Annotated in this window: 14 protein-coding genes and 3 pseudogenes; 9 read left to right on the top strand and 8 right to left on the bottom strand. The window is 61.0% G+C overall.

All coding sequences use genetic code 11. The annotated features are described in order from the left end of the window. Window positions 1–69: 69 nt before the first annotated feature. From AB4Y36_RS26095 to AB4Y36_RS26080, 4 genes and pseudogenes are all read right to left on the bottom strand, one after another. Window positions 70–1,257, bottom strand: a complete 1,188-nt coding sequence (locus AB4Y36_RS26095) for a porin (protein WP_342947261.1) — start codon at window positions 1,255–1,257, stop codon at window positions 70–72. Between the two features lie 108 nt (window positions 1,258–1,365). Next, complete coding sequence (locus AB4Y36_RS26090) at window positions 1,366–2,697, bottom strand: MFS transporter (protein ID WP_069266405.1); 1,332 nt, start codon at window positions 2,695–2,697, stop codon at window positions 1,366–1,368. A 1,530-nt stretch (window positions 2,698–4,227) separates the two neighbouring features. Then, window positions 4,228–4,383: pseudogene (locus tag AB4Y36_RS26085) on the bottom strand (LysR family transcriptional regulator); the annotation flags it as partial. Between the two features lie 23 nt (window positions 4,384–4,406). Beyond that, window positions 4,407–5,033 (bottom strand): response regulator, encoded by a 627-nt coding sequence (locus AB4Y36_RS26080; protein WP_368684510.1) that lies wholly within the window; start codon window positions 5,031–5,033, stop codon window positions 4,407–4,409. Between the two features lie 369 nt (window positions 5,034–5,402). Here AB4Y36_RS26080 and AB4Y36_RS26075 point away from each other — a divergent pair, with 369 nt between their 5' ends. Next, window positions 5,403–7,382 (top strand): ArnT family glycosyltransferase, encoded by a 1,980-nt coding sequence (locus tag AB4Y36_RS26075; protein ID WP_368684509.1) that lies wholly within the window; start codon window positions 5,403–5,405, stop codon window positions 7,380–7,382. Window positions 7,383–7,559: 177 nt separating this feature from the next. Here AB4Y36_RS26075 and AB4Y36_RS26070 read toward each other — a convergent pair. Both AB4Y36_RS26070 and AB4Y36_RS26065 read right to left on the bottom strand, forming a co-directional pair. Continuing rightward, window positions 7,560–7,703, bottom strand: a pseudogene (locus AB4Y36_RS26070) (2-hydroxy-6-oxo-6-phenylhexa-2,4-dienoate hydrolase); the annotation flags it as partial. A 219-nt stretch (window positions 7,704–7,922) separates the two neighbouring features. Continuing rightward, the gene (locus AB4Y36_RS26065; RefSeq protein ID WP_368602166.1) at window positions 7,923–8,501 is read right to left on the bottom strand and encodes a TetR/AcrR family transcriptional regulator; all 579 of its coding nucleotides are present in this window, start codon (window positions 8,499–8,501) and stop codon (window positions 7,923–7,925) included. Between the two features lie 129 nt (window positions 8,502–8,630). On the opposite strand from AB4Y36_RS26065, the gene AB4Y36_RS26060 reads away from it, so the two are divergent. Both AB4Y36_RS26060 and AB4Y36_RS26055 read left to right on the top strand, forming a co-directional pair. Next, the gene (locus AB4Y36_RS26060) at window positions 8,631–9,365 is read left to right on the top strand and encodes an SDR family NAD(P)-dependent oxidoreductase (protein WP_069266401.1); all 735 of its coding nucleotides are present in this window, start codon (window positions 8,631–8,633) and stop codon (window positions 9,363–9,365) included. A gap of 95 nt (window positions 9,366–9,460) precedes the next feature. Continuing rightward, window positions 9,461–10,063, top strand: a pseudogene (locus AB4Y36_RS26055) (NADPH-dependent F420 reductase); the annotation flags it as partial. Window positions 10,064–10,166: 103 nt separating this feature from the next. Here the strand turns inward: AB4Y36_RS26055 and AB4Y36_RS26050 are convergent. Together AB4Y36_RS26050 and argC are read right to left on the bottom strand one after the other, a co-directional pair. After that, on the bottom strand, window positions 10,167–10,634 hold the full coding sequence (locus AB4Y36_RS26050; protein ID WP_368684508.1) for a CBS domain-containing protein: 468 nt from the start codon (window positions 10,632–10,634) through the stop codon (window positions 10,167–10,169). Window positions 10,635–10,789: 155 nt separating this feature from the next. Then, a complete protein-coding gene (gene argC, locus AB4Y36_RS26045) occupies window positions 10,790–11,719 on the bottom strand; it encodes an N-acetyl-gamma-glutamyl-phosphate reductase (protein WP_368684507.1) in 930 nt (309 codons plus the stop codon). A gap of 139 nt (window positions 11,720–11,858) precedes the next feature. On the opposite strand from argC, the gene AB4Y36_RS26040 reads away from it, so the two are divergent. The 6 genes from AB4Y36_RS26040 (at window position 11,859) to AB4Y36_RS26015 (ending at window position 20,901) form a co-directional block, all read left to right on the top strand. Beyond that, window positions 11,859–12,743, top strand: a complete 885-nt coding sequence (locus AB4Y36_RS26040; protein ID WP_342947253.1) for a LysR family transcriptional regulator — start codon at window positions 11,859–11,861, stop codon at window positions 12,741–12,743. Window positions 12,744–13,614: 871 nt separating this feature from the next. Further along, window positions 13,615–16,425 carry a bifunctional YncE family protein/alkaline phosphatase family protein gene (locus AB4Y36_RS26035; RefSeq protein WP_368684506.1) on the top strand — a complete coding sequence of 937 codons (2,811 nt, stop codon included), beginning with the start codon at window positions 13,615–13,617 and terminating at the stop codon, window positions 16,423–16,425. Window positions 16,426–16,589: 164 nt separating this feature from the next. Further along, a complete protein-coding gene (locus AB4Y36_RS26030) occupies window positions 16,590–17,366 on the top strand; it encodes an energy transducer TonB (protein ID WP_368684505.1) in 777 nt (258 codons plus the stop codon). Between the two features lie 25 nt (window positions 17,367–17,391). After that, on the top strand, window positions 17,392–18,123 hold the full coding sequence (locus AB4Y36_RS26025) for a MotA/TolQ/ExbB proton channel family protein (protein ID WP_368684504.1): 732 nt from the start codon (window positions 17,392–17,394) through the stop codon (window positions 18,121–18,123). Between the two features lie 15 nt (window positions 18,124–18,138). Next, complete coding sequence (locus AB4Y36_RS26020) at window positions 18,139–18,555, top strand: biopolymer transporter ExbD (protein WP_069266394.1); 417 nt, start codon at window positions 18,139–18,141, stop codon at window positions 18,553–18,555. Window positions 18,556–18,939: 384 nt separating this feature from the next. Next, window positions 18,940–20,901: a TonB-dependent receptor gene (locus tag AB4Y36_RS26015; protein WP_368684503.1), complete on the top strand. Its 1,962-nt coding sequence runs from the start codon at window positions 18,940–18,942 to the stop codon at window positions 20,899–20,901. Window positions 20,902–20,909: the final 8 nt, after the last annotated feature.

Here is a 20,909-nt window from a genome sequence, read left to right as displayed (position 1 = left end):
CGCGATGACTACGCAAAAAGGCCTCGCAAACATCGCGAGGCCTTTTGCTTTTAGCGCCTGAAAGCGCGCTCAGAACTTCGTGCGGATACCCGTGAACACGTCGACCTGGCGATTCGTGGACGATGCGCCGCCCGCATAGGCGATCGCCGCGATCCGGCTGTAAGTCGAACCCACGCGCGTCGACGCGTCGCCGGCCGCGAGCTGATACGTGCCCGAAAGGTAGACGTCCGTGCGCTTCGAGAGCGCGTAATCCACGCCCAGCGTGAACTGATGCCACTTCGGCTTGAGCGTCGCGCCGCCCGTGCCCGGCAGACCGTTTGCGCGGCCGTCGGTGAACGTGTACACGCCGATCAGCGTCGTGGCCGGCGTGAGCAGGTAGCGCAGGTTCGCGTCGTAGTTGTTGAACTTGCGCGTGGAACCGTCGTTGTAGTTGAGTTCGGTGTGGCTGAACGCAAAGCCCGCAATCGCGCTGCCGATCTTGTAGTTCGCGCCGGCCACCGCAATCTGCTGACGGGCTACGCCGCCGTCGAGCCCGTAGAAGAATCCGCCGCTGTAGTCGTCGCCGGTCGTGCTCGACGCGCCGCCGATCGCGCCGCTCGTGTTGGTCGTCGTGTTCGGATGATCGAGCAGCACGTAGCCGCCGCCGATCGAGAGCGGTCCGTTCACGTAATTCGCGGCGACGCCCCAGGCGCGATTGTTGCCGAAGCCTTGCCCGGCCGAGCCGCTCGCCTGGTTGCTGAACGCGTACATGCCGTCGACAGTGAAGCCCGCGATGGTGTCGCTGCGGAACTTCAACGCGTTGTTGATGCGGAACGTCTGGTTCAGGTTGTCGTTGTCGCCCACATGGGTGGACGGCGACCATGTGCCCGGACCTGCGTACTGCGCAACGAGATCCGCCAGCGGTTCATACTGACGGCCGAGCGTGAACGTGCCGATGCCGCTCTTCGCAATGCCTACGAACGCGCTGCGGCCGAACAAACGCCCGCCTTGCGCGGCCGTGCCGTCGTTGGGCTTGAAACCGCCTTCGAGCGTGAACACCGCGCTCAATCCACCGCCGAGATCCTCGTTGCCTTTCAGGCCCCACCGGCTGCCGCTCAGGCGGCCGCTCGTCAGCTGGAACGCCGAGCCGCCCTTGATGTTGTTGACGTAGCCAATACCGGCATCGACGAGACCATACAGCGTGACGGAACTCTGGGCCTGCGCCACGACGGGTGCGACGGACAAAAGCCCGGCCGCTGTGAAAAGTGCTTTTTTCATACAGGTGACCTGTCTGGTTTTAATATTTACAGGAGTACTACGCATTCCGGCTTGAAAGGAATTAGCGGGAATTTTTCCATCGACAAAACGAGGGCCGAGCCGGTGGATTTACGGGGCGTTGCTGTACTCGCGCGCCTGCGGCTGCGTCGAGGCACCGTCGAGACGAATCGGCTCGACCTTGCCCAGCAGGAACAGATAGTTGATGATCGCCACGCCGATCAGCGCCGACGACACCACGAGCGCGGGCACGAACGAACCCGTCGCGCCGACGATCGCGCCCGTCACGATCGGGCCAACCACACCGCCGATGTTCGATACCGTGTTCTGGACGCCCGCAACCATCGACACGGCGTTGCGCGGTGCGACGTCAGCTGGGAGCGCCCAGACCTGCGAAGCCGCCACGGTCGTGCCCGACTTCGCGATGCATAGGAGCAGCACCGCAACGGCGGCCGAGTCGGCGAACGCGGCGAAACCAATGCTCGATGCCATCAGCAAGCCGATCACGAGAAAGAGCTTGCGCGTGGCGGTGAGCGAAAGCTTGCCCGAGGCAAACACGCGATCCGAGGCCCAGCCCGCGAAAATCTCCACCACGATCGAGGCGAGCAGCGGCAGCGACGCCATCCAGCCCATTTCCATCATCGTCATGCCACGCGCCTTCACGAGATACGTGGGCAGCCACGTGATGAAGAAGTACGAGTTGTAGTTGATCATGAAGAAGCCGATACACATCGCCCAGATGTTGCGATGCGCGAGCAGCTTGCGCAGCGGCGGCCTCGCCGCCCGGTCGCTTTGCTCCGCCAGCAAATCGCTCTCGATGTGCGCGAGTTCCTCGGAATTGACCCGCTTGTGGTCACGCGGCGAATCGCTGAACGTGAACTGCCACACGACGTACCAGATCAGGCCGAGCAATCCAGTCAGCGCGAAGGTGATCTTCCAGTCGAACGCCGTGAGCATCGCGGCGATGAGCGGCAGCGCAATGGCGCCGCCGAGCTTCGAACCGCTGTCGAAAATGCCCGCGACCGTCGCGCGCTCGCTGCGCGGGAACCACTTCGACGCAATGCCCGCGTTGCTCGGATACGCGCCCGCCTCGCCCACGCCAAGCGCCACGCGCAACGCGACGAGCGATTTGAAACCGTTCGCCACGCCCGTGGCCGCCGTCGCCAGCGACCACCAGAGCACCGCGAAACCCAGTACTTTCTTCTGGCCCAAACGATCGGCGAGAAACCCCGCAGGCAATTGCAGCAGCGCGTATGACCAAAAGAACGCCGACATGACGACACCCATTTCGACCGCGCTCAAATGGAATTGCGACTGGATGCGCGGCGCCGCCGCCGACAACACCGTGCGGTCGATGTAGTTGATCGCGATCGCCGCCCACATGAGGCCGGCAACCCACCAGCGAATCCTGGAACGGCTCCGCGCGTTGGTGGCGAGATGCATCTCGTGTCTCCTGTTCTATTAATAATGGTCGCTTCCGGCCGCGCCGGGGTGAATCCCGGCTTTGCCCGCCGCAATGTTACCGTTTACTGTAACCGGTAACATTGGGCGCAATCGTAGTATGCCCGCCGGAGAAATGCCAGCGTCTTTTCCTTGGGGTAATTGCGGATACCCGCCTTTCAATTCGCAAGGATTGCCTGCGTTGGCGAGTATGAAACGGCGGAGGACTGGCAAGCGGAACAGGTTGATTTGATATTCCCGCAGGCTCTCGTGCAGACAAGTTACGGACCTCGCGCCATCAACCCAGTATTCGGCGTGGATTTGTTCGTGTGACCAGTAGGAGTCTTAACTAAATTGACAGGCGTTCGCCGCGTGCAGCGAATCTGTCGATGCTTTCGGAGCCTGGCGCGCCCGACTTCTAAGCTATACACCGCCCCTGACACGTTCCCAACCGTGCCTCACAGCCGTCTTGAAGCGTTCCCATCCACTTTCCGGATATCGCGACTCCCAGTTCGCGCGCGCACTCGCTTCCACGCCCTGCCAGTCTGACCCGCGAAACCGCTCGTCGCGTCCGAGCGTGGCGCCGTGTGAGTAGGCACGTCGATACTCGTCGAATGACGCACCCGTGTTCGCGTAATGTGCGTCGTAGTCCTTTTTAAATTCGCTGTCGTACGGGTGTGGGTCGTCATGCTGGGCGCCGAGACCGGGGTCGCCCATGAAGCCCGTCATTGGACGCTGGGCGTTTGCCGCGGCGGCGTTGCCGTCGGGCGCTTGCGCGGCGTGAGGCTGCTTCTCCCCTGCCGGGGTCGGCCCTCGCCCTGCCGCGGCAGGAGCACCCGGGGAAGACGCCGGCCGCGCCGCCGATGCGGCCCGCGTGTCGCCTGGCCACCCGTGTGTGACTTCCAGCGGCTTGGCGCGTTCGCCGATCACGCCGCCGCCTGGATGCGCTGTGTGTTCCGGACCTTGCGCCTTCGCAGAGCCCGTACGCCACGCATTGGCGCGCTCCTCGATGTCGGCAGCGCCCATGCGGCTCATCGTTTCAATCGCCTGATCGACCTGTGATTCAGAAACATCGGCGCTGACTACCGTGCCACCGCGACGGATGAATTCCCTGTAATCCTCCGCATCGGGTGGATACGCTCCCTTCGTGAAGATGCGCGTGAACAACTGCTCCAGTCGATCGAAGACTTTCTTGTGGTGGTGCGTATCGACAGCGCCCTGCACATAGACACGTGGCCCCTTTTCGCGGGGAGCATCAGCCGATATCGAGTAGATGGCAATATCCGCCTGCGCTATCCCAGCCTCGCCCAGTGCGCGCTGCGCCGAACTCGCATTCGCGTAGCTGTCGTACACGCCTAACACGGTTGGCCTCATGACTTTCCCCTCCGCAATTGCGCGCGGCGTCCTCGCCGCCTGTCGGCGCGAGCCGCATAACTCGTGCCCGCGTTCGTCGTATAGACCGCCACGAAGAAGCTCGCACGCCTTGGATTGTAGGCCGTGACCGATATGCGCGTAACATGATCCACGAGCTCGCACGAGATCGACAGTCGCATCGGAGAGATGCAGGTCGATCGACACCTCGGGGTAGAAGCCCGGCAGCAGCGGCGCGACCCAGCGCAGGCCGAACGACATCGGCACGGCCAGGCGCACCGGTCCGCCCGGCTGCACCGACATTTCGCGCGCCGCGCTTTATCGGCATCGCAGACGCAAGATCAGCTTGGGGCGGTATTGATCGGGTCAACTGTAATCTGCTCAAAGCGCGTCAGCGTCGCAACGCTACACACCATGATCTCGTACAAGTCGATTGCCAGCCCGGTCTCGATACCGCGCCGTTCAAGCCCGGATATCCGGCGCTCCTGCTCGGCCACCAGTTCGAAGGCGCGCGCAACGCGCTGATGCTGCCGATTCGCGCTTGCCGATGTCATGCCCGATTTTCCCACCCCGTACGCGGCGCGATGCGACTTCGTGAATTCGCTTGCGCTTCCATACTTCTTGCGCTCTGAAAGGCTCGCAAGGGCATCGAGAAGCAGGCTTGGGTCAAAAGGTTTGTGGAGAAAACCTTCGGCAACGATACCTGCGCGTGTGTCGTCTCCAGACATGAGAATGACTGAAACATCGCAAAACCGTGGGATAGCTCGCAACATCGATACGGCGTCCGGCCCTTCGAGAACAGGCATGTGGACGTCGGAGACAATCACCTCTGGCGTGGCGGCCAGGGCCGCCGAAACCGTTTCCAGGCCATTGCCGGCGGTCGCGACTTCATGGCCGGCGTCGCCCAGCAAGGTCTGAAGTGCATCACGAAAAGCGGTATCGTCGTCAGCCAGTAGTACGCGGCTCATCGCTATTTCCCATACAGTTGGCTACTTCGCCGCATCGGTCGTTCCCACCGACAAATACCAGAAACTGATTTCGGAAACCACGGAGCGGTCGTGCCCCGAATTGGCTCATTGCTCCACTAACGAGGTGCTAGAAAATTTGCGACGTCCTGCACGGCGTCACTGGCGCTTGTTAGGGATGCAAATAAATGAGGCAGGCCGGACGGCTTGTGTAGTGCTCCAGTTGCGTAGTGGGAAGCAAACCCTTCAAATACACTACACCCTGTAATGTTTGGTAATAATCGGCGCATACAATCGTATTCGTGACAGCTGTCCGTCGACGGCGATAACGAAAGGTGCTGACCAGATAGGCGCGCCGGGAGCAGAGGTTACATGCAGGAAAGCAAGGGTGACGCCGGCGTCGCACAAGTTAGCCTCGAACAGGCTTCCGTCTCCACTGGCGTGGCGCACCTGCGGGACTTGACCACGGGCGGTCAGCCGGCGCCGCCCGTCACTCCGTTGCCCCCGGAATTACCAGCTACCCGCAAAGGCGCGCGGGCATTGGCGACTTCACGATTGTTCGTCGGGCTGCTTGCATTCGCGCTCGTTTGCGCCTGGCTCCTGCCTGGCACGCTCGGCCACGATCCCTGGAAGCAGGACGAAACGTACACCTTCGGCATCATCGAGCACATGCTCGACACCGGCGATCTGGTCGTCCCGACCAGCGCCGGGCAGCCCTTCGTGGAAAAACCGCCCGTCTACGATTGGGTAGCCGCCTCACTCGCGTGGATGTTCGGCCGCTTTCTGCCGCTGCACGACGCGGCCCGTCTCGCGAGCGTCGTCTTCGCTGCACTCACGCTTGCCTGCACGGCGCGTCTCGCCCGGCGCGCTACCGGCGCCGTGCGGTGGACCGATCCGCGCGTGCCCGGAACACTCGCACTCTTCGCCAGCACGCTGGTAGTCGTCAAGCATATCCACGACATGATGACGGATGTCGCGCTGATGGCCGGCGCCGCGCTGGCATTCTGCGCACTTTACGAGCTTGTCTGCGCTCACTTGTGGATGGACGGCGGCTTGCGTCGTTCTCCTAACGGAGGCTGCAACACAGCACCCGCATGGCCAGCATCCACAACTTCACAGCAAGTGTCCAGCGACTGCGAGAACAGCCGCATTCAAGGGCGCGCTGCCCGTCATGCCGCTGCGATGTTCGGTGTTGGCGTCGGCATCGCCTTTCTGGCGAAAGGCCTGTTCGTGCCGCTCGTGTTGGGTGCGACCATCTGCGCGGCGATGCTGCTTTACCCTGCGTGCCGCAGCAGCCGTTTTGCGCGCTCACTGGCACGTTCGGCGCTCTACTTCGCTCCCTTCGCGCTGATCTGGCCGCTTTGCTTCTATCTGCGCTCCGAAGCGCTATTCAAGATCTGGCTGTGGGACAACAACATCGGCCGCTTCTTCGGCTTTTCGGTGGCGCAACTCGGCTCGGAAAACGTCGGGCACCTGTTTGTGCTGCGCACGGCGTTGACAGTCGGCTTTCCGGTCGTTCCGCTCGCCCTCGTGGCGCTTGCGGGCGGCGCATGGCGACGTCTACGCGATCCCGAAGTCGCACTGCCGGTGCTGTTTTCGGGGATTGGCTTCGCGGTACTGCAGGCGTCGTCGACAGTGCGCGAACTCTACATCCTGCCGTTCATTGCCCCGCTCTCGCTGTTAGCCATGCAGGGAATCCGCTATCTGCCGCCGCGCGTGCACCTCGCGTGGGATATCACGAGCCGTATCGTGTTCGGATCGTTCGTGGTGCTTGTATGGGTCGTGTGGTGGAAGATGACGGGCGCCCCCGAGACCCACGGTGTCCTGCATTTGCTTGGCCGCTGGCTGCCGCTCGAATGGGTGATGCCCATTCAGCCGAAGCTGATCATCGCGGCGCTCGCCCTCACGCTCGGGTGGGTATTGCTGCTTCCCCGGCTCAAGTCAGCGGGCAACTGGCGCGGCGCATTCAGCTGGTGTCTGGGCGCCATCGTCGCATGGGGGCTCGTCGGCACGCTGCTGCTGCCCTGGCTCGACGTCGCGAAGAGCTATCGCGCACCGTTCGAGGATCTGCGTGCCAAACTGAACAGCACCTGGAAAGCCGGAGACTGCATGGCGAGCAGTGGGCTGGGCGAATCTGAAGCGCCCATGCTCTATTACTTCGCCGGTGTCATGCACGTGCCCACCGCGGACCCTCAGACCACGTCCTGCAACTGGCTCATCGAACAGGGTCGACCTGCAGACGGTCAGTCGCCCGTCGGGGGCTGGCGACTGTACTGGGAAGGCAGCCGTCCGGGTGACAACGACGAGGTGCTGCGCGTCTATCAGCGCATGGCGACGAAGACGGCTTCGTAATCGGTGCCGCTGAGCCGTTTGAAGATCGCTTCGCCGAAGGGCATGCCGCGCGGTTGAAGCCGTCCCTGACCTCCAGGACTGGCAAACTCATTTGCCGATTGGCTACACAATCCGTCTCAGGTCACGGTTGCAAAACTACCCGGACCGAAGAACAGGCGGCTTCCACACAAGCGACGCTTAGTTGGACAGGAAGTCCAGCACCATGCGATTGAACTTGTCCACGTGTTCCCATTGCACCCAGTGACCACAGCGGTTGAACATATGGAATTCGGCAATGGGGAGACCCGCCATCAGACGAAGACCCATGTCGTAGGGAAGGAACTATCCACTATCCCGATACTGCAAGAACCGTAGCCCGACTGAGTCAACGCTGAGCAAGAAGGGGGCAAGGGCGAAGACTTGAACTCACAACTCGACCGGTTTCGACTCGCCGGCGCGATAGCGGTCAGTTGCCGGCGCACGAGACGGTGGGCCGGCACTTACGCCATCAACCGCAAATGTGCGACGTCTCGGCCCCGTGCATCCGATCGCCGATCCGATTCAACACCTTGCTTTCCTGACATCGCCGCTCGTGCGCTCAGACAGAATGGCGCTCGCGATGACCTGAAAGAGATGGTCGGCCCGTGGTGCGAATGAGGGTTGGTCACCGAGCCAGCCGAGCGCCGACATCAGGGCGAACAGGTCGTCGCCATTCACATCGGCACGCGCGGACCCCTCGGCCTGAGCACGGAGCAGCAAGCGCTCGCCCGCTGAGTGCACCGCTGCACATGAAGCGTAAAGCGCGGAGTCCGGGGTCGCGTGGGCACTCGCCATCATCGCGACAACGCCGCTATAGCTATGGACGAATGCCACCCCTTCGCGAAACCAGGACACGAGCGCTTCATCAGGTGGATTCGACCTTTCGAGTTCAACTGCCTTCTGCGTCAGCGCGTCCAGATCCTCTCGCAGCAACGCTTCGAACAAGGCTTCTCGAGTCGGGAAATGACGAAACAGCGTGGCCAACCCGACGTCGGCCCGGCGGGCGATATCTCGCATTGACGCATCGGCACCATGCTCGGTGACGACGTCCCGCGCGACTGCTAATAGATGGTCGTAATTCTTTCTGGCGTCGGCCCGCATAGTTTTCTTGACAAGTGGATCGGTGATCCGTATCTTCGGAATCTGGATGTGGATCAGTGATCCACAAGATACAGCGAATTTGTGCAAATGGGAACAGAGACGCTGTCCGACACCACGAAAGGAGCCATTATGGGAAAGCTCGAGGGTAAGGTTGCAGTCATCACCGGTGGATCGAGCGGCATGGCGCTGGCAAGCGCCAAGCGGTTCGTTGAAGAAGGTGCCTACGTTTTCATCACGGGCCGGCGGCAGCAAACGCTGGACGAAGCCGTCAACGCGATTGGCCGGAACGTCACCGGCGTGCGCGGCGACGCCGCCAATCTCAACGATCTCGACCGCTTGTTCGATACCGTCAAGCGGGAAAAAGGCAAGATCGATATCCTCTACGCGAGCGCCGGCTGGGGCGAAGCCGTACCACTGGGCGAGATTACCGAGCAGCACTACGACGCGATCTTCGACCTGAATGCGCGCGGCACGCTGTTTACGGTTCAGAAGGCGTTGCCGCTGTTCAACGATGGCGGATCGATCTTCATGACCGGGTCAGTCGCTTCGGTAAAAGGCTTTCCTGGTTACGGCGTGTATGCGGCGAGCAAGGCGGCGTTGCACTCATTCGCACGCACGTGGCTCAACGAGCTAAAGGGCAGGAATATCCGCGTGAACGTGCTGAGCCCGGGGCCGATCGCCACACCGATGCAAGACCAGGTTCTCGACGAAGAGGCGAAGCGGATGTTCGAATCCGTGATCCCGCGGGGAAAGATGGGGCGCCCCGAGGAAATCGCGACGGTCGCGCTGTTTCTTGCTTCAGACGATTCGAGTTTCGTGAATGGGGTGGAGTTGTCCGTCGACGGCGGCCTGTCGGCTATCTGAAATCGTGCCGTAGAGCCAGGAGTGAGTGATCCAGATTGTGTATATAAATATGGATTCCTGATCAATAGGCGGATTTTCCGCCTGCATGGAGAGTTCGCATGAGCTATTCGATTATTGGCTTTGGCGCCGTAGGCCAGGCGCTCGCCCGAGCGTTTGCAAGAAAGAACATCGACGTGAGCGTCGCCAGCCGGCGCCCACCCGATGCGTTGATGGAGCAGGCACGAGCGATCGGCCCCACCGTTGTCCCGAGAACGCTGCGGGATGCGATCACGTCCGACACGATCTTCCTGGCAGTTCCGTTTTGGGAACATCGCGAAGTCGCGAAACTGCTCACGACCTGGCAGGACAAGACGATCATCGACACGACAAATGCTTTCGGCGTTCCCGTCGCAGACCTGGAAGGACTGCCGTCGTCCGCGGTTGTCGCCCGGGCGTTTACCGGCGCCAGGTTCGTAAAGGGCTTTAACCATCTGCCCGCTGCCGTTCTGGCCGCTGATCCGAACGTGAAGGGCGGCTGCCGTGTCGTATTTCTGTCGAGCGATGACGAAAATGCGGTGGCACCGGTCGCAGCTTTGGCCGAACAGCTCGGTTTCGCGCCCATTGCGCTAGGCCCGCTCAAGGATGGCGGATCGCTTGTCCAGGCCAAGGGGAATAGCTGGGCTCAGCTGATCTTCAAGGATCTCGTCAAGTTCAAATAGCGGCGCGTTGCGACAAAGTCAGATCGGCCACGCGCATCGCTAAATGCGTGCTGGTGATCTGGCCGGGAATCAGTTGGCGCGCTCCTCGCCGCCCGCGAATGAATTAATAGGCGCCACCCGTATCGACGGTCAGGTAAAGCATGTCATGCTCGAGAATGCTGATGAAATGTTCGTCTTCCTGGATCAATTCTTCGAGGACATCGCTAGTGGATAGCACGCCGATTACCTGTCCTGAATCGATGACCGGCAGATGCCGGATCCGCCTCGTATGCATCAACGCCAGGCACTGGTCACAGATATGCTCTGGCGTGACGTAAATCACCTCGGAAGTCATGATCTCGCCGACCTTCGTCTCTGCCGCGTTGCGCCCGGCCAGTTCGACCTTGCGCGCGTAATCGCGCTGAGACAGGATGCCGACAAGATTGCTGCCCTGCAGCACCAGCACGGTGGTGACATCCTTATCGGCCATCAGACGCAGCGCTGTCAGCACTGAGTCCGCGGGGCCGACCGAGATCACCTCCCGGGGGTTCCCGGACAGAATTTGCCGGGCTGTTTTTCGCTCCTTTTTCATGGTCGTCTCCTATAGAAGACTGGCAGTTGCGCGCCGACGCCATCAGTCGGCTCACAACGAAAGGGTACGCTCCTTCGCGTCGCTACAGGAATGTCTGCTGCCGCGAAAACCAGGAGACATTCAGCGTCGAAAACGGAAGCTCGAGGCATGGGCCACTATTGCCGCGTGAGCATGAGGTTCAGGTTCTGAACCGCAGCTCCGGATGCGCCTTTGCCAAGATTGTCGAAAACTGCCGACAGCAGGACGTGCCCGTGTTCCTCGTCGTGAAATACGCTCAAGTGCATGTCGTTCGTGCCGTTCAGTACTTGCGGATCCAGCTGTTTTAAGGCGCTCGATTCGTGCAACGGCAAAACTCGTACGTGAGTTGCCTCGGCATAGTGGCGTGCGAGGCATGCGTGTAGCGTGGCGCCATCCACGCCGGGTGCCAGCAGCGGCAACGCCAGCGGCACCGTCAGCACGATGCCCTGACGGAACGATCCGTACGCAGGAACGAAGATGGGACGCTGCGCAAGCCCGGCATGCTGCTGGATCTCCGGCGTGTGTTTGTGCGCGAGTTCCAGGCCATAGACCTGGTATGAGGGCGCGTTGGCGGCTCGCGGCCCCTCATGTTCCTCCACACCGGCACGTCCGCGCCCGGAGTAGCCGGATACAGCATGAATGCTGATCGGGTAATTGCCCGGTATGAGCCCGGCGTGCACCAACGGACGCAGCAGGCCGACTGCACCGGTCGGATAGCAACCAGGATTGGTGACCCGACATGCGTTCGCAATTTTCTCAGCCTGCCCCGGCGTCATTTCCGGAAAACCGTAAGTCCAGTCCGGCTGCGTGCGGTGAGCGGAGCTTGCGTCGATCACCCGGACGGCAGGATTGGCAATGGCGCCCACTGCCTCGCGCGCGGCGGCATCCGGCAAACAGAGGATAGCGATGTCGCAGGCATTGATGGCTTCTGCGCGACGCCGCGAATCCTTGCGCTGCGCAGCGGCAAGTGTGAACAGTCTGATGTCGGTCCGGTTGCGCAGCCGGTCGTGGATTTGCAGCCCGGTGGTGCCTTGGTCGCCGTCGATGAAAACTACGGGAGAGCTCATATGTGGATGACTCCGCTGACTATGGATCGGAACAGTTGAACCGAGGTAAAGCGAACCCCTATGTTGCGCGGACGGCTAGAATAGGGAAAGTTGAATTTCACAACGCAAACATTCAGTTTTTCTGAATCTGGACGTCGTCATGCGAGAGATCAGCCTGGACCGCCTGCGCACTCTGGTCGCCGTCACCGACCGTGGTTCATTTGCCGATGCGGCGCGTGCATTGCACCTGGCGCCGCCAACGGTCAGCCTTCACATCGCCGAACTCGAAGACCGCGTTGGGGCTCCCCTCCTGTTACGCAAGCGCGGAAATGTGGGGCCGACCTCGATCGGCGAGGTGCTGGTGGAGCGCGCGCGCCGACTGCTGGCCGACGCGGAGCAGGCGTTAGACGATATTCAACGCCAGGTAGAGGGGCTCGAAGGGCGTGCGCGTCTCGGCGCGTCCACGGGCGTGATTGCGCACCTGCTGCCGCAAGCGCTCGAGGTCCTGCGCGAGCACCACCCTGCCATCGACATTCAGATTGCAGTGCTGACTTCGCAAGAAACGCTGTCCCGGCTGGTGGATGGAACGCTGGATGTCGGGCTGGTCGCGCTGCCTCAGCCCCCGGTGCCAGGACTCGTGATAAAGCCTTGGCGCCGCGACCCTGTGATGGCCTTTGTGCCGGCGCATTGGCGGTGTCCGGCCCGCGTCACCCCCGAATGGCTCGCCGCCCAACCGCTCATTCTCAATGACTCGACCACGCGTCTCTCGCGTCTGACTGCGGAGTGGTTCGCGACCGCGGGGCACCATCCTTCGCCGCGCATACAGCTCAACTACAACGACGCGATCAAGAGTCTGGTAGCGGCGGGTTACGGCGCAGCGCTCTTGCCCCATGAGGCCACCACGCCATTACCCGACAATCGCATTGTCATGCGTCCACTGCGCCCGGCGTTGTGGCGACGGCTCGGCATTGCATATCGCGCGGGGTACGTTGAACGTTCCACGCAACACGTACTCGATGTGTTGTGGGATTTGCGATTTGCGTAGGAGTTACCGGTTGTCGCTCAGATTCCTTTTCGCTGATCCATGCTCTTGCCCGCGACGACGATCTGCCTCGCGTCAAAGCTCTAGGCGTAGCGGCATCTATTCTTTCTTGTTTAGGGAATTCCGCGGGCAGTGCCGAGGAAGCTCCGTCAATCTTGCGAAATGAAAGGCAAATAAAAGGGTAGAGAAAGGTATGGCGTGTCCTCGACGTGGCGCATCCCGGCCATCAACACGGTAAAACTGCCCATTTTGGGCAACCTGATTTCGACGCGAGGGACAACATGCGAGTAGACATGCCATCTTACGTATCGAAGAATCTGCGCATCTTGCTTGCGGACACAACGAGACGATAGCCGGCCTCTGCAACCTTCACCTATCTGTCATGCAAGACTCGTAGCCTCTATGGCGAACCGTTGCGCAACCACACAGGCATTGAGTGCCACAATGCACCGGGCCCCGACCGCGCACCAAAGACGGCTAGCGACACCCCCTGCATCGCACCTCGACCTCACTTTTCGGCACATATATAACTCAGTATGCCGAAATAACCGACGAAGCAACAGAGAACGATTCGCATTCTGAATATCCACGCTCAGAACATGTCATTCGATTGACATTCGAAACTGACTAAATGTTACCGGGCTGAAAGCGCCGGGATGGCGCCACTGCAATACATCCCACCTGGTCCAATCGCTTGCACGTCTCCGCAATCAGGGGCAACAGACCTGACAAATGATTCCGCTTGAATCGAATTTGGCTTTTCTGTTTTGATTATCTGGAGAGAACCAAAATGAATCGAAACGTCGTTCAATCTGGCATTGCATTAGGATTACTGACTAGCTGTATTGCATTTGCAGCACCGCCGCAAGGCAACATGGAACTTCTGCCGACGGGCCAGTTCATCTCCCCGGGAGCCATTCCGGGTGCTGTGCAGCAGTTGCTCAACCCGCAACTCGCCGCAAAGCCGACCCAGGTCGTCAGCGGCGCCATCCGGTCGCAACTCAGCCCGGACGGTAATACCCTCGCCGTGATCACGGCAGGCTACAACACCGTCTACACGGGCCCCAGTAACAGCACGCTCGACAAGACTGACTCGACTCAGTACATATTCATCTATGACGTGTCGGGCGCCAACAAGGCCAATCCGAAGTTCGTCCAGGCCATTCACCAGAACAACGCGTTCGATGGCCTCGTCTGGAATGGAAACCAGACCCTGTACGGCACCGGCGGCGCTGACGACGCGGTCTACGTGTACGGCCGCCCATCGGCGCTTCCGTCGGCCCAATGGTCGCAAACCGCAGCCATCGCCCTGAATCACAGCAAGGGGATCGGCAACGGTGTGAAACCGAACGCCGGTGGTCTCGCCCTCTCCGGCAATGGCCGGATCCTCGTCGTTGCGAACAACTACAACGACTCGATTACCATCATCGACACGACGACGAACACGGTTACGTCCGAATACGATCTGCGTCCGTTCAACACATCGGGCACGCAAGGCGCCGCAGGTGGCGAATACCCGTGGGCCGTCTCACTGAAGTCCGACGACACCGCGTTTATCTCGTCGGTGCGGGACCGTGAAGTCGTGGTGCTGAACCTGTCGAACCCGGCCGCACCGCAATTCATCACTCGCATCCCGGTGAAAGGCAATGCTTATGGCATGACCCTCTCGCCCGATCAGTCGAAACTCTATGTCGCCGTAGCGAACACCGACCAGGTTGCGGTCATCAATACCGCCAGCCACAGGGTCGAGAGGACGATCGACATCGCCAGCCAGTCCGGCGACGGCGACCGCGACGATCAGGGCCACGGCAACAACAGGAAATACAGCGGCCGCGACACGGTGAACGTGACCGTGTCACGCGACGGCAGAACCCTGTATGCGGTCAACAATGGCGACAACTCGATCGCCGTGATCTCGCTCGATGGCGACGAAGGCTACCACGTCACCGGCCTGATCCCGACGGCCTATGCGCCCAAGGACATCACGCTGAGCGCCGACGGGTCGCAGATGTACATCATCAATGGCAAGTCGAACACCGGACCGAACCCGCTGTACACCTCGGGTACCTCGGCGCAGTACCAGTTCGGTCTCGAGCAGAGCAGCCTCGTGAGCGCACCGGTTCCGCGGGGCGACGCGCTTGCCCGGCTGACCAGCCAGGTCGCTGAAAACAATCACTACTCGATCAGAGAGTCGGAAAGCGAGCGCCAAACGATGCATTTCCTGCGCGATCACATCAAGCATGTGATTTATGTCGTCAAGGAAAATCGCACGTTCGACCAGATCCTCGGCGACCTTGGCAACGGCTCGAACGGAGATCCCTCGCTGACGATGTATGGCAAGTCGACCACGCCGAACTTCCACAATATCGCCGGCAACTTCGTCACGATCGACAACTTCACCGATCCGGGCGATGGTTCGATGGACGGCTGGTCGTGGGTGCAGCATGCGCACGTCACGCCGACCGAGGAGGTTTCGCAGCAGGAAAACTACGCTGGCGTAAGCCGCGGCATGTCGTATGAATCCGAAGGCGCCAACCGCGGTCTGCCGGTCGGCCTCGCCACGACTGCCATGCGCGACACCGTCTCGGGCGGCGCCTACTCCACGGTAACGTCGTCGCTGCCGGGCGGCACGGCGAACGCGTTGCCGGGAATCGCCGATATCTCGGTGCCGGATGCCCCGTTCGGCTATCAGAAAGCGAGCATCTACGATGCGGTGCTGCAAGCCGGCGGTACGGTCCGCAACTACGGTGGCATGGTCAACAACACCGGCTCGATCGGCACGATCGCCAGCCCCCTCCTCACCCCGTTTGCCTCCGGCAATATTCAGGTCTACCCGCTCAAGCCGTCGCTCGTCACCTTGACGGACCCGTACTATCGCGGCTTCGACCAGGCCTATCCGGACACGTTCCGCGAACTCGAATGGAACCGCGAATTCCAGCAGTACGTCGCGAACGGCCATCTCCCGTCGTTTGAATTCGTCCGCATGGGTTCCGATCACACCGGCAGCTATGCGCAGAACGTCGGCCAGATGGGCACGGCCGAGCAGGAGCAAGCGGACAACGACTTCGCGGTCGGCAAGCTGATCGAGACGGTCGCGCACAGCCCGTACGCGAAAAGCACGCTGATCGTGGTGGTCGAAGACGACTCGCAGGCCGGCTCCGATCACGTCGATTCGCACCGTGCTCCGGCCTACGTCGTTGGCGCGTATGTGAAGAAGAACGCCGTGGTCAGCACCGCCTACAGCCAGGTCAACGCGGTCCGCACCATGGAAGACGTGCTCGGCACCCAGCACATCGACCTGAACACGGCGTACGCGCAACCGATGGCCGATGTCTTCGACACCGGTTCGGACGGTTCGTGGACCTACACCGCCGTTGCGTCGACGATCCTGAAGGGCACGAACGTGGGCAACGTGGCGACTGGCCCGACGTCGAGCGGCAACGACGGCAACCAGTATGCACAGGGTCCGGACATTCATCCGCTGCATGACGCGACCTACTGGGCGAACGCGACGAAGGGCTTCGACTTCTCCAAGGAAGATCGCGTCCCGCCGGAAGTGTTCAACCGCGTGCTGTGGGCGGGCGTGATGGGCAATAAGCCGTATCCGGAGCCGCACTCGGTCTATACGAAGCCCACGACCGATGGCGCGAAGACGGTCGCCGCTGCTGACGACGATGACGATTGAGCGAATCACGTCGTCCGGGCGTTGCGTTGACGGGATCGTGACGCCCGCTGCGTTAAGCGCACTGTAGCTGGCATCGGCGGGCGGCTGTCCATAGGGGCAGCCGCCCGTTGGCATCGACTGCGCAGACGTTCGATAAAGCGAACCGCTTGAACCGGATCTAACGCATGCACATTTCGCTTCCTTTTATTGCCGATCGCGAGCCGGCATGGCCCGACAGACCGAATGTCCGCGCAACGAGCGCCATCGTTGTCGTCGCTGCCATACACGCGGCGCTACTCGCGGTCGTGTCGAGCAGTCGCAACGATCCTGTGCCGCCGGCCGCCGAGCCGCGCACGATCACGGCCGAGCTGCTGAGTCCCGCGCCGGTTACGGCACCTGCCGTCGCGCAGTCGCCTCCTTCCCCGCTCGAGCACCGTGCGACATCCGTCGACATTGCGAAGCCAAAGGTGCAGCCGCAAAATATCAGGAAACCGAATCATGTGACGACACTGCGTGAAACCATGACTCCCTCACCGCGCAGGCTTGCTGCAACCGAACCCGTCTCGGCGCAGTCGAGCTCTACCTCCACCTCGACACCAGCGGCACCCATGGCCGCTGCACAGCAGGCAGCCGCGTCGTCGCCCGATGCCGTCTCCGCCCGCCCAACAATCGCACTGGCCGCTCCGCAGGATATCTCGCATCTGCATTGCAGCATCGCACAACCGCCCTACCCGGCGCTCTCGCAACGACGAGGCGAAACAGGTTCTGTGATGGTGAAATTCATCGTGGGACTGACGGGCCAGCCTGAATCCGTGGAACTGAAGAGCGGCAGCGGGCACGACCGCCTCGACGAAGCGGCGCTTGCCGCTGTGCGCGACAGCACGTGCCAGCCGTATCTCGAGAACGGAACGCCACGCCGTGTGCCGACGTCTGTACCTTTCGTATTCGCCCTGAACAACTAGTGCGGACGTTTATAGGGAACCCGCCATGCAAAACTATGGTATTTCGCACTTCCTGGCAGCCGGAGACTTTGTGACGCGCGGCATCGCGCTCGTACTGCTGGTCATGTCGGTGCTCTCGTGGAGCGTGATCATCGTCAAGGGCTGGAATGTCATCCGGCTCAAAAAACTCTCTCGCGACATCGATCCGACAATCGCACAACTCGACGATTTCACGGACGGGGCATGGCAACCGGAAAACCGCGCAAGCACCACGCGAGACAATCCGTTTCTCGCACTCGCGCTGGCCGGCAAGGAGGCCGCCGATCATCATCGCAGCGCGCAGCCGCTTTTGCGCGAGCGCATGGACGTATCCGACTGGATAACGCGCTGCCTGAAAGACACGATGGACGAGAGTGTCGCCCAAATGCAGGGCGGTCTTTCGATCCTGGCATCGATCGGCAGCACTGCTCCGTTCGTCGGATTGCTGGGTACGGTGTGGGGCATCTATCACGCCATGCTGGCGGTTGGGGCGACTGGCGAGTCGTCGATCGACCAGGTCGCGGGCCCCGTCGGCGAAGCGCTGATCATGACGGCATTCGGCCTTTTCGTGGCCATTCCCGCCGTGCTGGGCTACAACGCGTTGACGCGCGCCAACAAGGCGCTCGCCGGAAAGCTGAGGCGGTTCGCGCATCGGCTTCACGCGTACTTCGTGACCGGTTCGAGCCTCTCGCCGACTGTCCACGACAGCGGCCTGCGGCTCGCCACCGGCAGCGACTGACCTCGAGATACGGCAATGGCCATAACCCCGTTTAGTGACGACGAAGACGATGGTCTGATGGGCGAAATCAACATGACGCCGCTCGTCGACGTCATGCTGGTTTTACTCATCGTCTTTATGGTGACGATCCCTGCGTTGCGCCATGCGGTAAAAATTGAACTACCACACGCAAGCAGTCAGAAGGAGGACGCGAAGGCGGCGCAGGTCAATGTTTCGATCGAGGCCAATGGCACCGTGCTATGGGACGGGCAGCCAGTCACCCCCAGTGCGCTGCGCGCGAAAATCGCCGCGGCCGCACACGAGAACCCGCTTCCCGAACTGCATCTCGGCGCAGATCGCAAGGTGGCATACGAAGCGGTGGCACAAGTGATGTCAGCTGCCTATGCAGGCGGCCTGACGAAGATCGGATTCGTCACCGAGCCCAAACCATAGACCATTGCTTCACCAAGCTGCTTCGAGGTAGCGGGCGGGCTGCTCGTAAAACGGCCCACGCGTTGTCTATTTGCAGCTTACATATGCAAGTCATTTCCGTTCAAGAATATAGGGGGCGACGAATTATCAGAAATCCCCAAAAACAGGATGACGTTAATGAAATCGTCCCCGTCTCGCATCGCAATCGCCGTATCGGTTGCGTTTTCAACGCTGTCTTTTTCTAGCGCAGCGAACGCTCAACAGGCCCAACAATCTCAACCGCCATCCACACTGGACACGGTCGTTGTCCGCGCAACCAGACCGACGACCGCCCCCGACAACGTCAACGATCCTGACCAGACTGCAGACGTCAGCAAGACCGGAACGCCGATAGGCGACCTGCCCATGACTGTGCAGGAAATCCCCAGCGGGCTGCTCAAGGAGCAAGGCGCCACGAAGCTTCAGCAGAGCCTCAGCAACGCCACCGGGGTGAATTCCGGCGGACCGGATGCCAAGGGCTTCTTCGATCACTTCATGATCCGCGGCCTCCAGGCGCAGATTTACACCGACGGGTTTTCCGACGGCGATCAGGTCAACGGCGTTTCGCATTCGCTGAATGGTGTCGAGCGCATCGAGGTTCTCGAAGGACCGGGTTCATCACTTTTTGGCAGCGGACCGCCGGGCGGCACGATCAATATCGTCCACTACACGCCGTCTCCCACGCTTCAATATGGAGGCAGCATCCAGGCCGGTTCATTCGGCACGGTCTGGGGCAGCACGTATGTCACGGGGCCGACCGGCCTCTCTGGCTTGAACTATCGCGTCGACGCGACGGGTGCGAGATCGGACGGATACCGCAGCCTGTCGTACTGGGACAAGGAGATCCGTCCTGCAGTCGAATGGAAGTTCGGCGACCACAAGATCGACTTCTCGCTCGAGGCGCAAGACTCCCGCTCGACGCCGGATTCGTACGGCATCATCTATTACAACGGCACCCCCATCCGGAACGTTCCATTCGACGCGAAATATTCGACGCCGTTCGCCTATGCGCGCGCAAGCTACGTTCGCCCGACCCTCACCGACGAGTGGAAGGTCAGCGACGTGCTGACGATCAACAACCGGCTCTCGTTCCTTCACCGCTCCCTGGAGTTCTTTGGCAATGGGGATAGTTCGAAGACGAAGGTGGTCGGCAACGAGGTCGTCAACCGGCAGTTGCGCCAACAAAACGATTCGGACAATACGCTCGACTATCAGTTCGAACCTGTGTGGAAATTCGCAACGGGAAACGTCAAGCACACGCTGCTGACAGGCTTCGAGTATCAGCATCAGACCATCAATACCGATCGCTCCACGGCGGACCTTCCGAATATCGAAGATGTGTTCGCACCGGTGCCGCCTGAAACTTCGATTGCGAGCCTGCATTTCCTTTGCGATGCGAAGCATTCATGCGACAACGATCATCTGGTTGCCAACTTCTACAGCCTGTACGCCACCGATCAGGTGGATGCGACGAGCAAGCTGAAAATACGAGTCGGTGTGCGAAAGGACTGGTGGCAGACTTCGCTGACACCGAATATCACCGTGCCTGGACGGGTGGACAACGAAGGCGTACCGATACTGGCGGGCAATACCTACTCGCGCAATGATGCGCCGGTGAGCTGGAATATCGGCGCGCTTTACAAGCTCACGCCGTGGATGTCGCCGTACTTCGGCATATCGAAGAGCTATCTGACGAACTTCAACTCGGAGAACACGCAGACGGGTATCGGCGCGCCTGAATCGGCGCTGCAGTACGAGGTGGGCGTCAAGTTTTCATTGCTCGACGGCCAATACGTGCTGAACACGGCACTCTTCGACGTATCGCGCGACAACGTGGCGACGCCGACGACCGTCAACAACATCGAAACCGTCGTGTACGACAGCCAGCGCACACAAGGCGGCGAGGCGTCTCTCGATGCCGGCATTACGGACAACTGGCACGTGATCGCCAATTTCACGGCGCAGCACGCCTATGTCACGAGCAATCCCCAAGGGATAACGGCGGTCGGCCACCGCCCGCAGGACGTGCCCGCGTTCATGGCGAATCTGTGGTCGACCTACACATTCGCTATCGCGGGACATCCCGGGTTTCATTTCGGAGCGGGCATCAATTACATGAGCAAGGTGTACAGCGACATCTCGAACATCAATTCGGTGCCATCCTATGTCATCGCCAATGCGGCGTTCGGCTATCAGGCGAATCACTGGGGCGTGGATCTCAATGTCCACAATCTGACCAACCGGCGCTACTTCATCGCCGCCAATGAGGCCGGCGCCTATCTTGGTGAGCCCCTTAGCGCCTACGTTACCCTGCATGCGGATTTTTGAGGCATTCG

It is taken from the genome of Paraburkholderia sp. BR10936, from assembly GCF_040965735.1.
GTDB lineage: Bacteria > Pseudomonadota > Gammaproteobacteria > Burkholderiales > Burkholderiaceae > Paraburkholderia > Paraburkholderia nodosa_A.
This window is presented reverse-complemented; position numbering and strand designations above follow the sequence as displayed.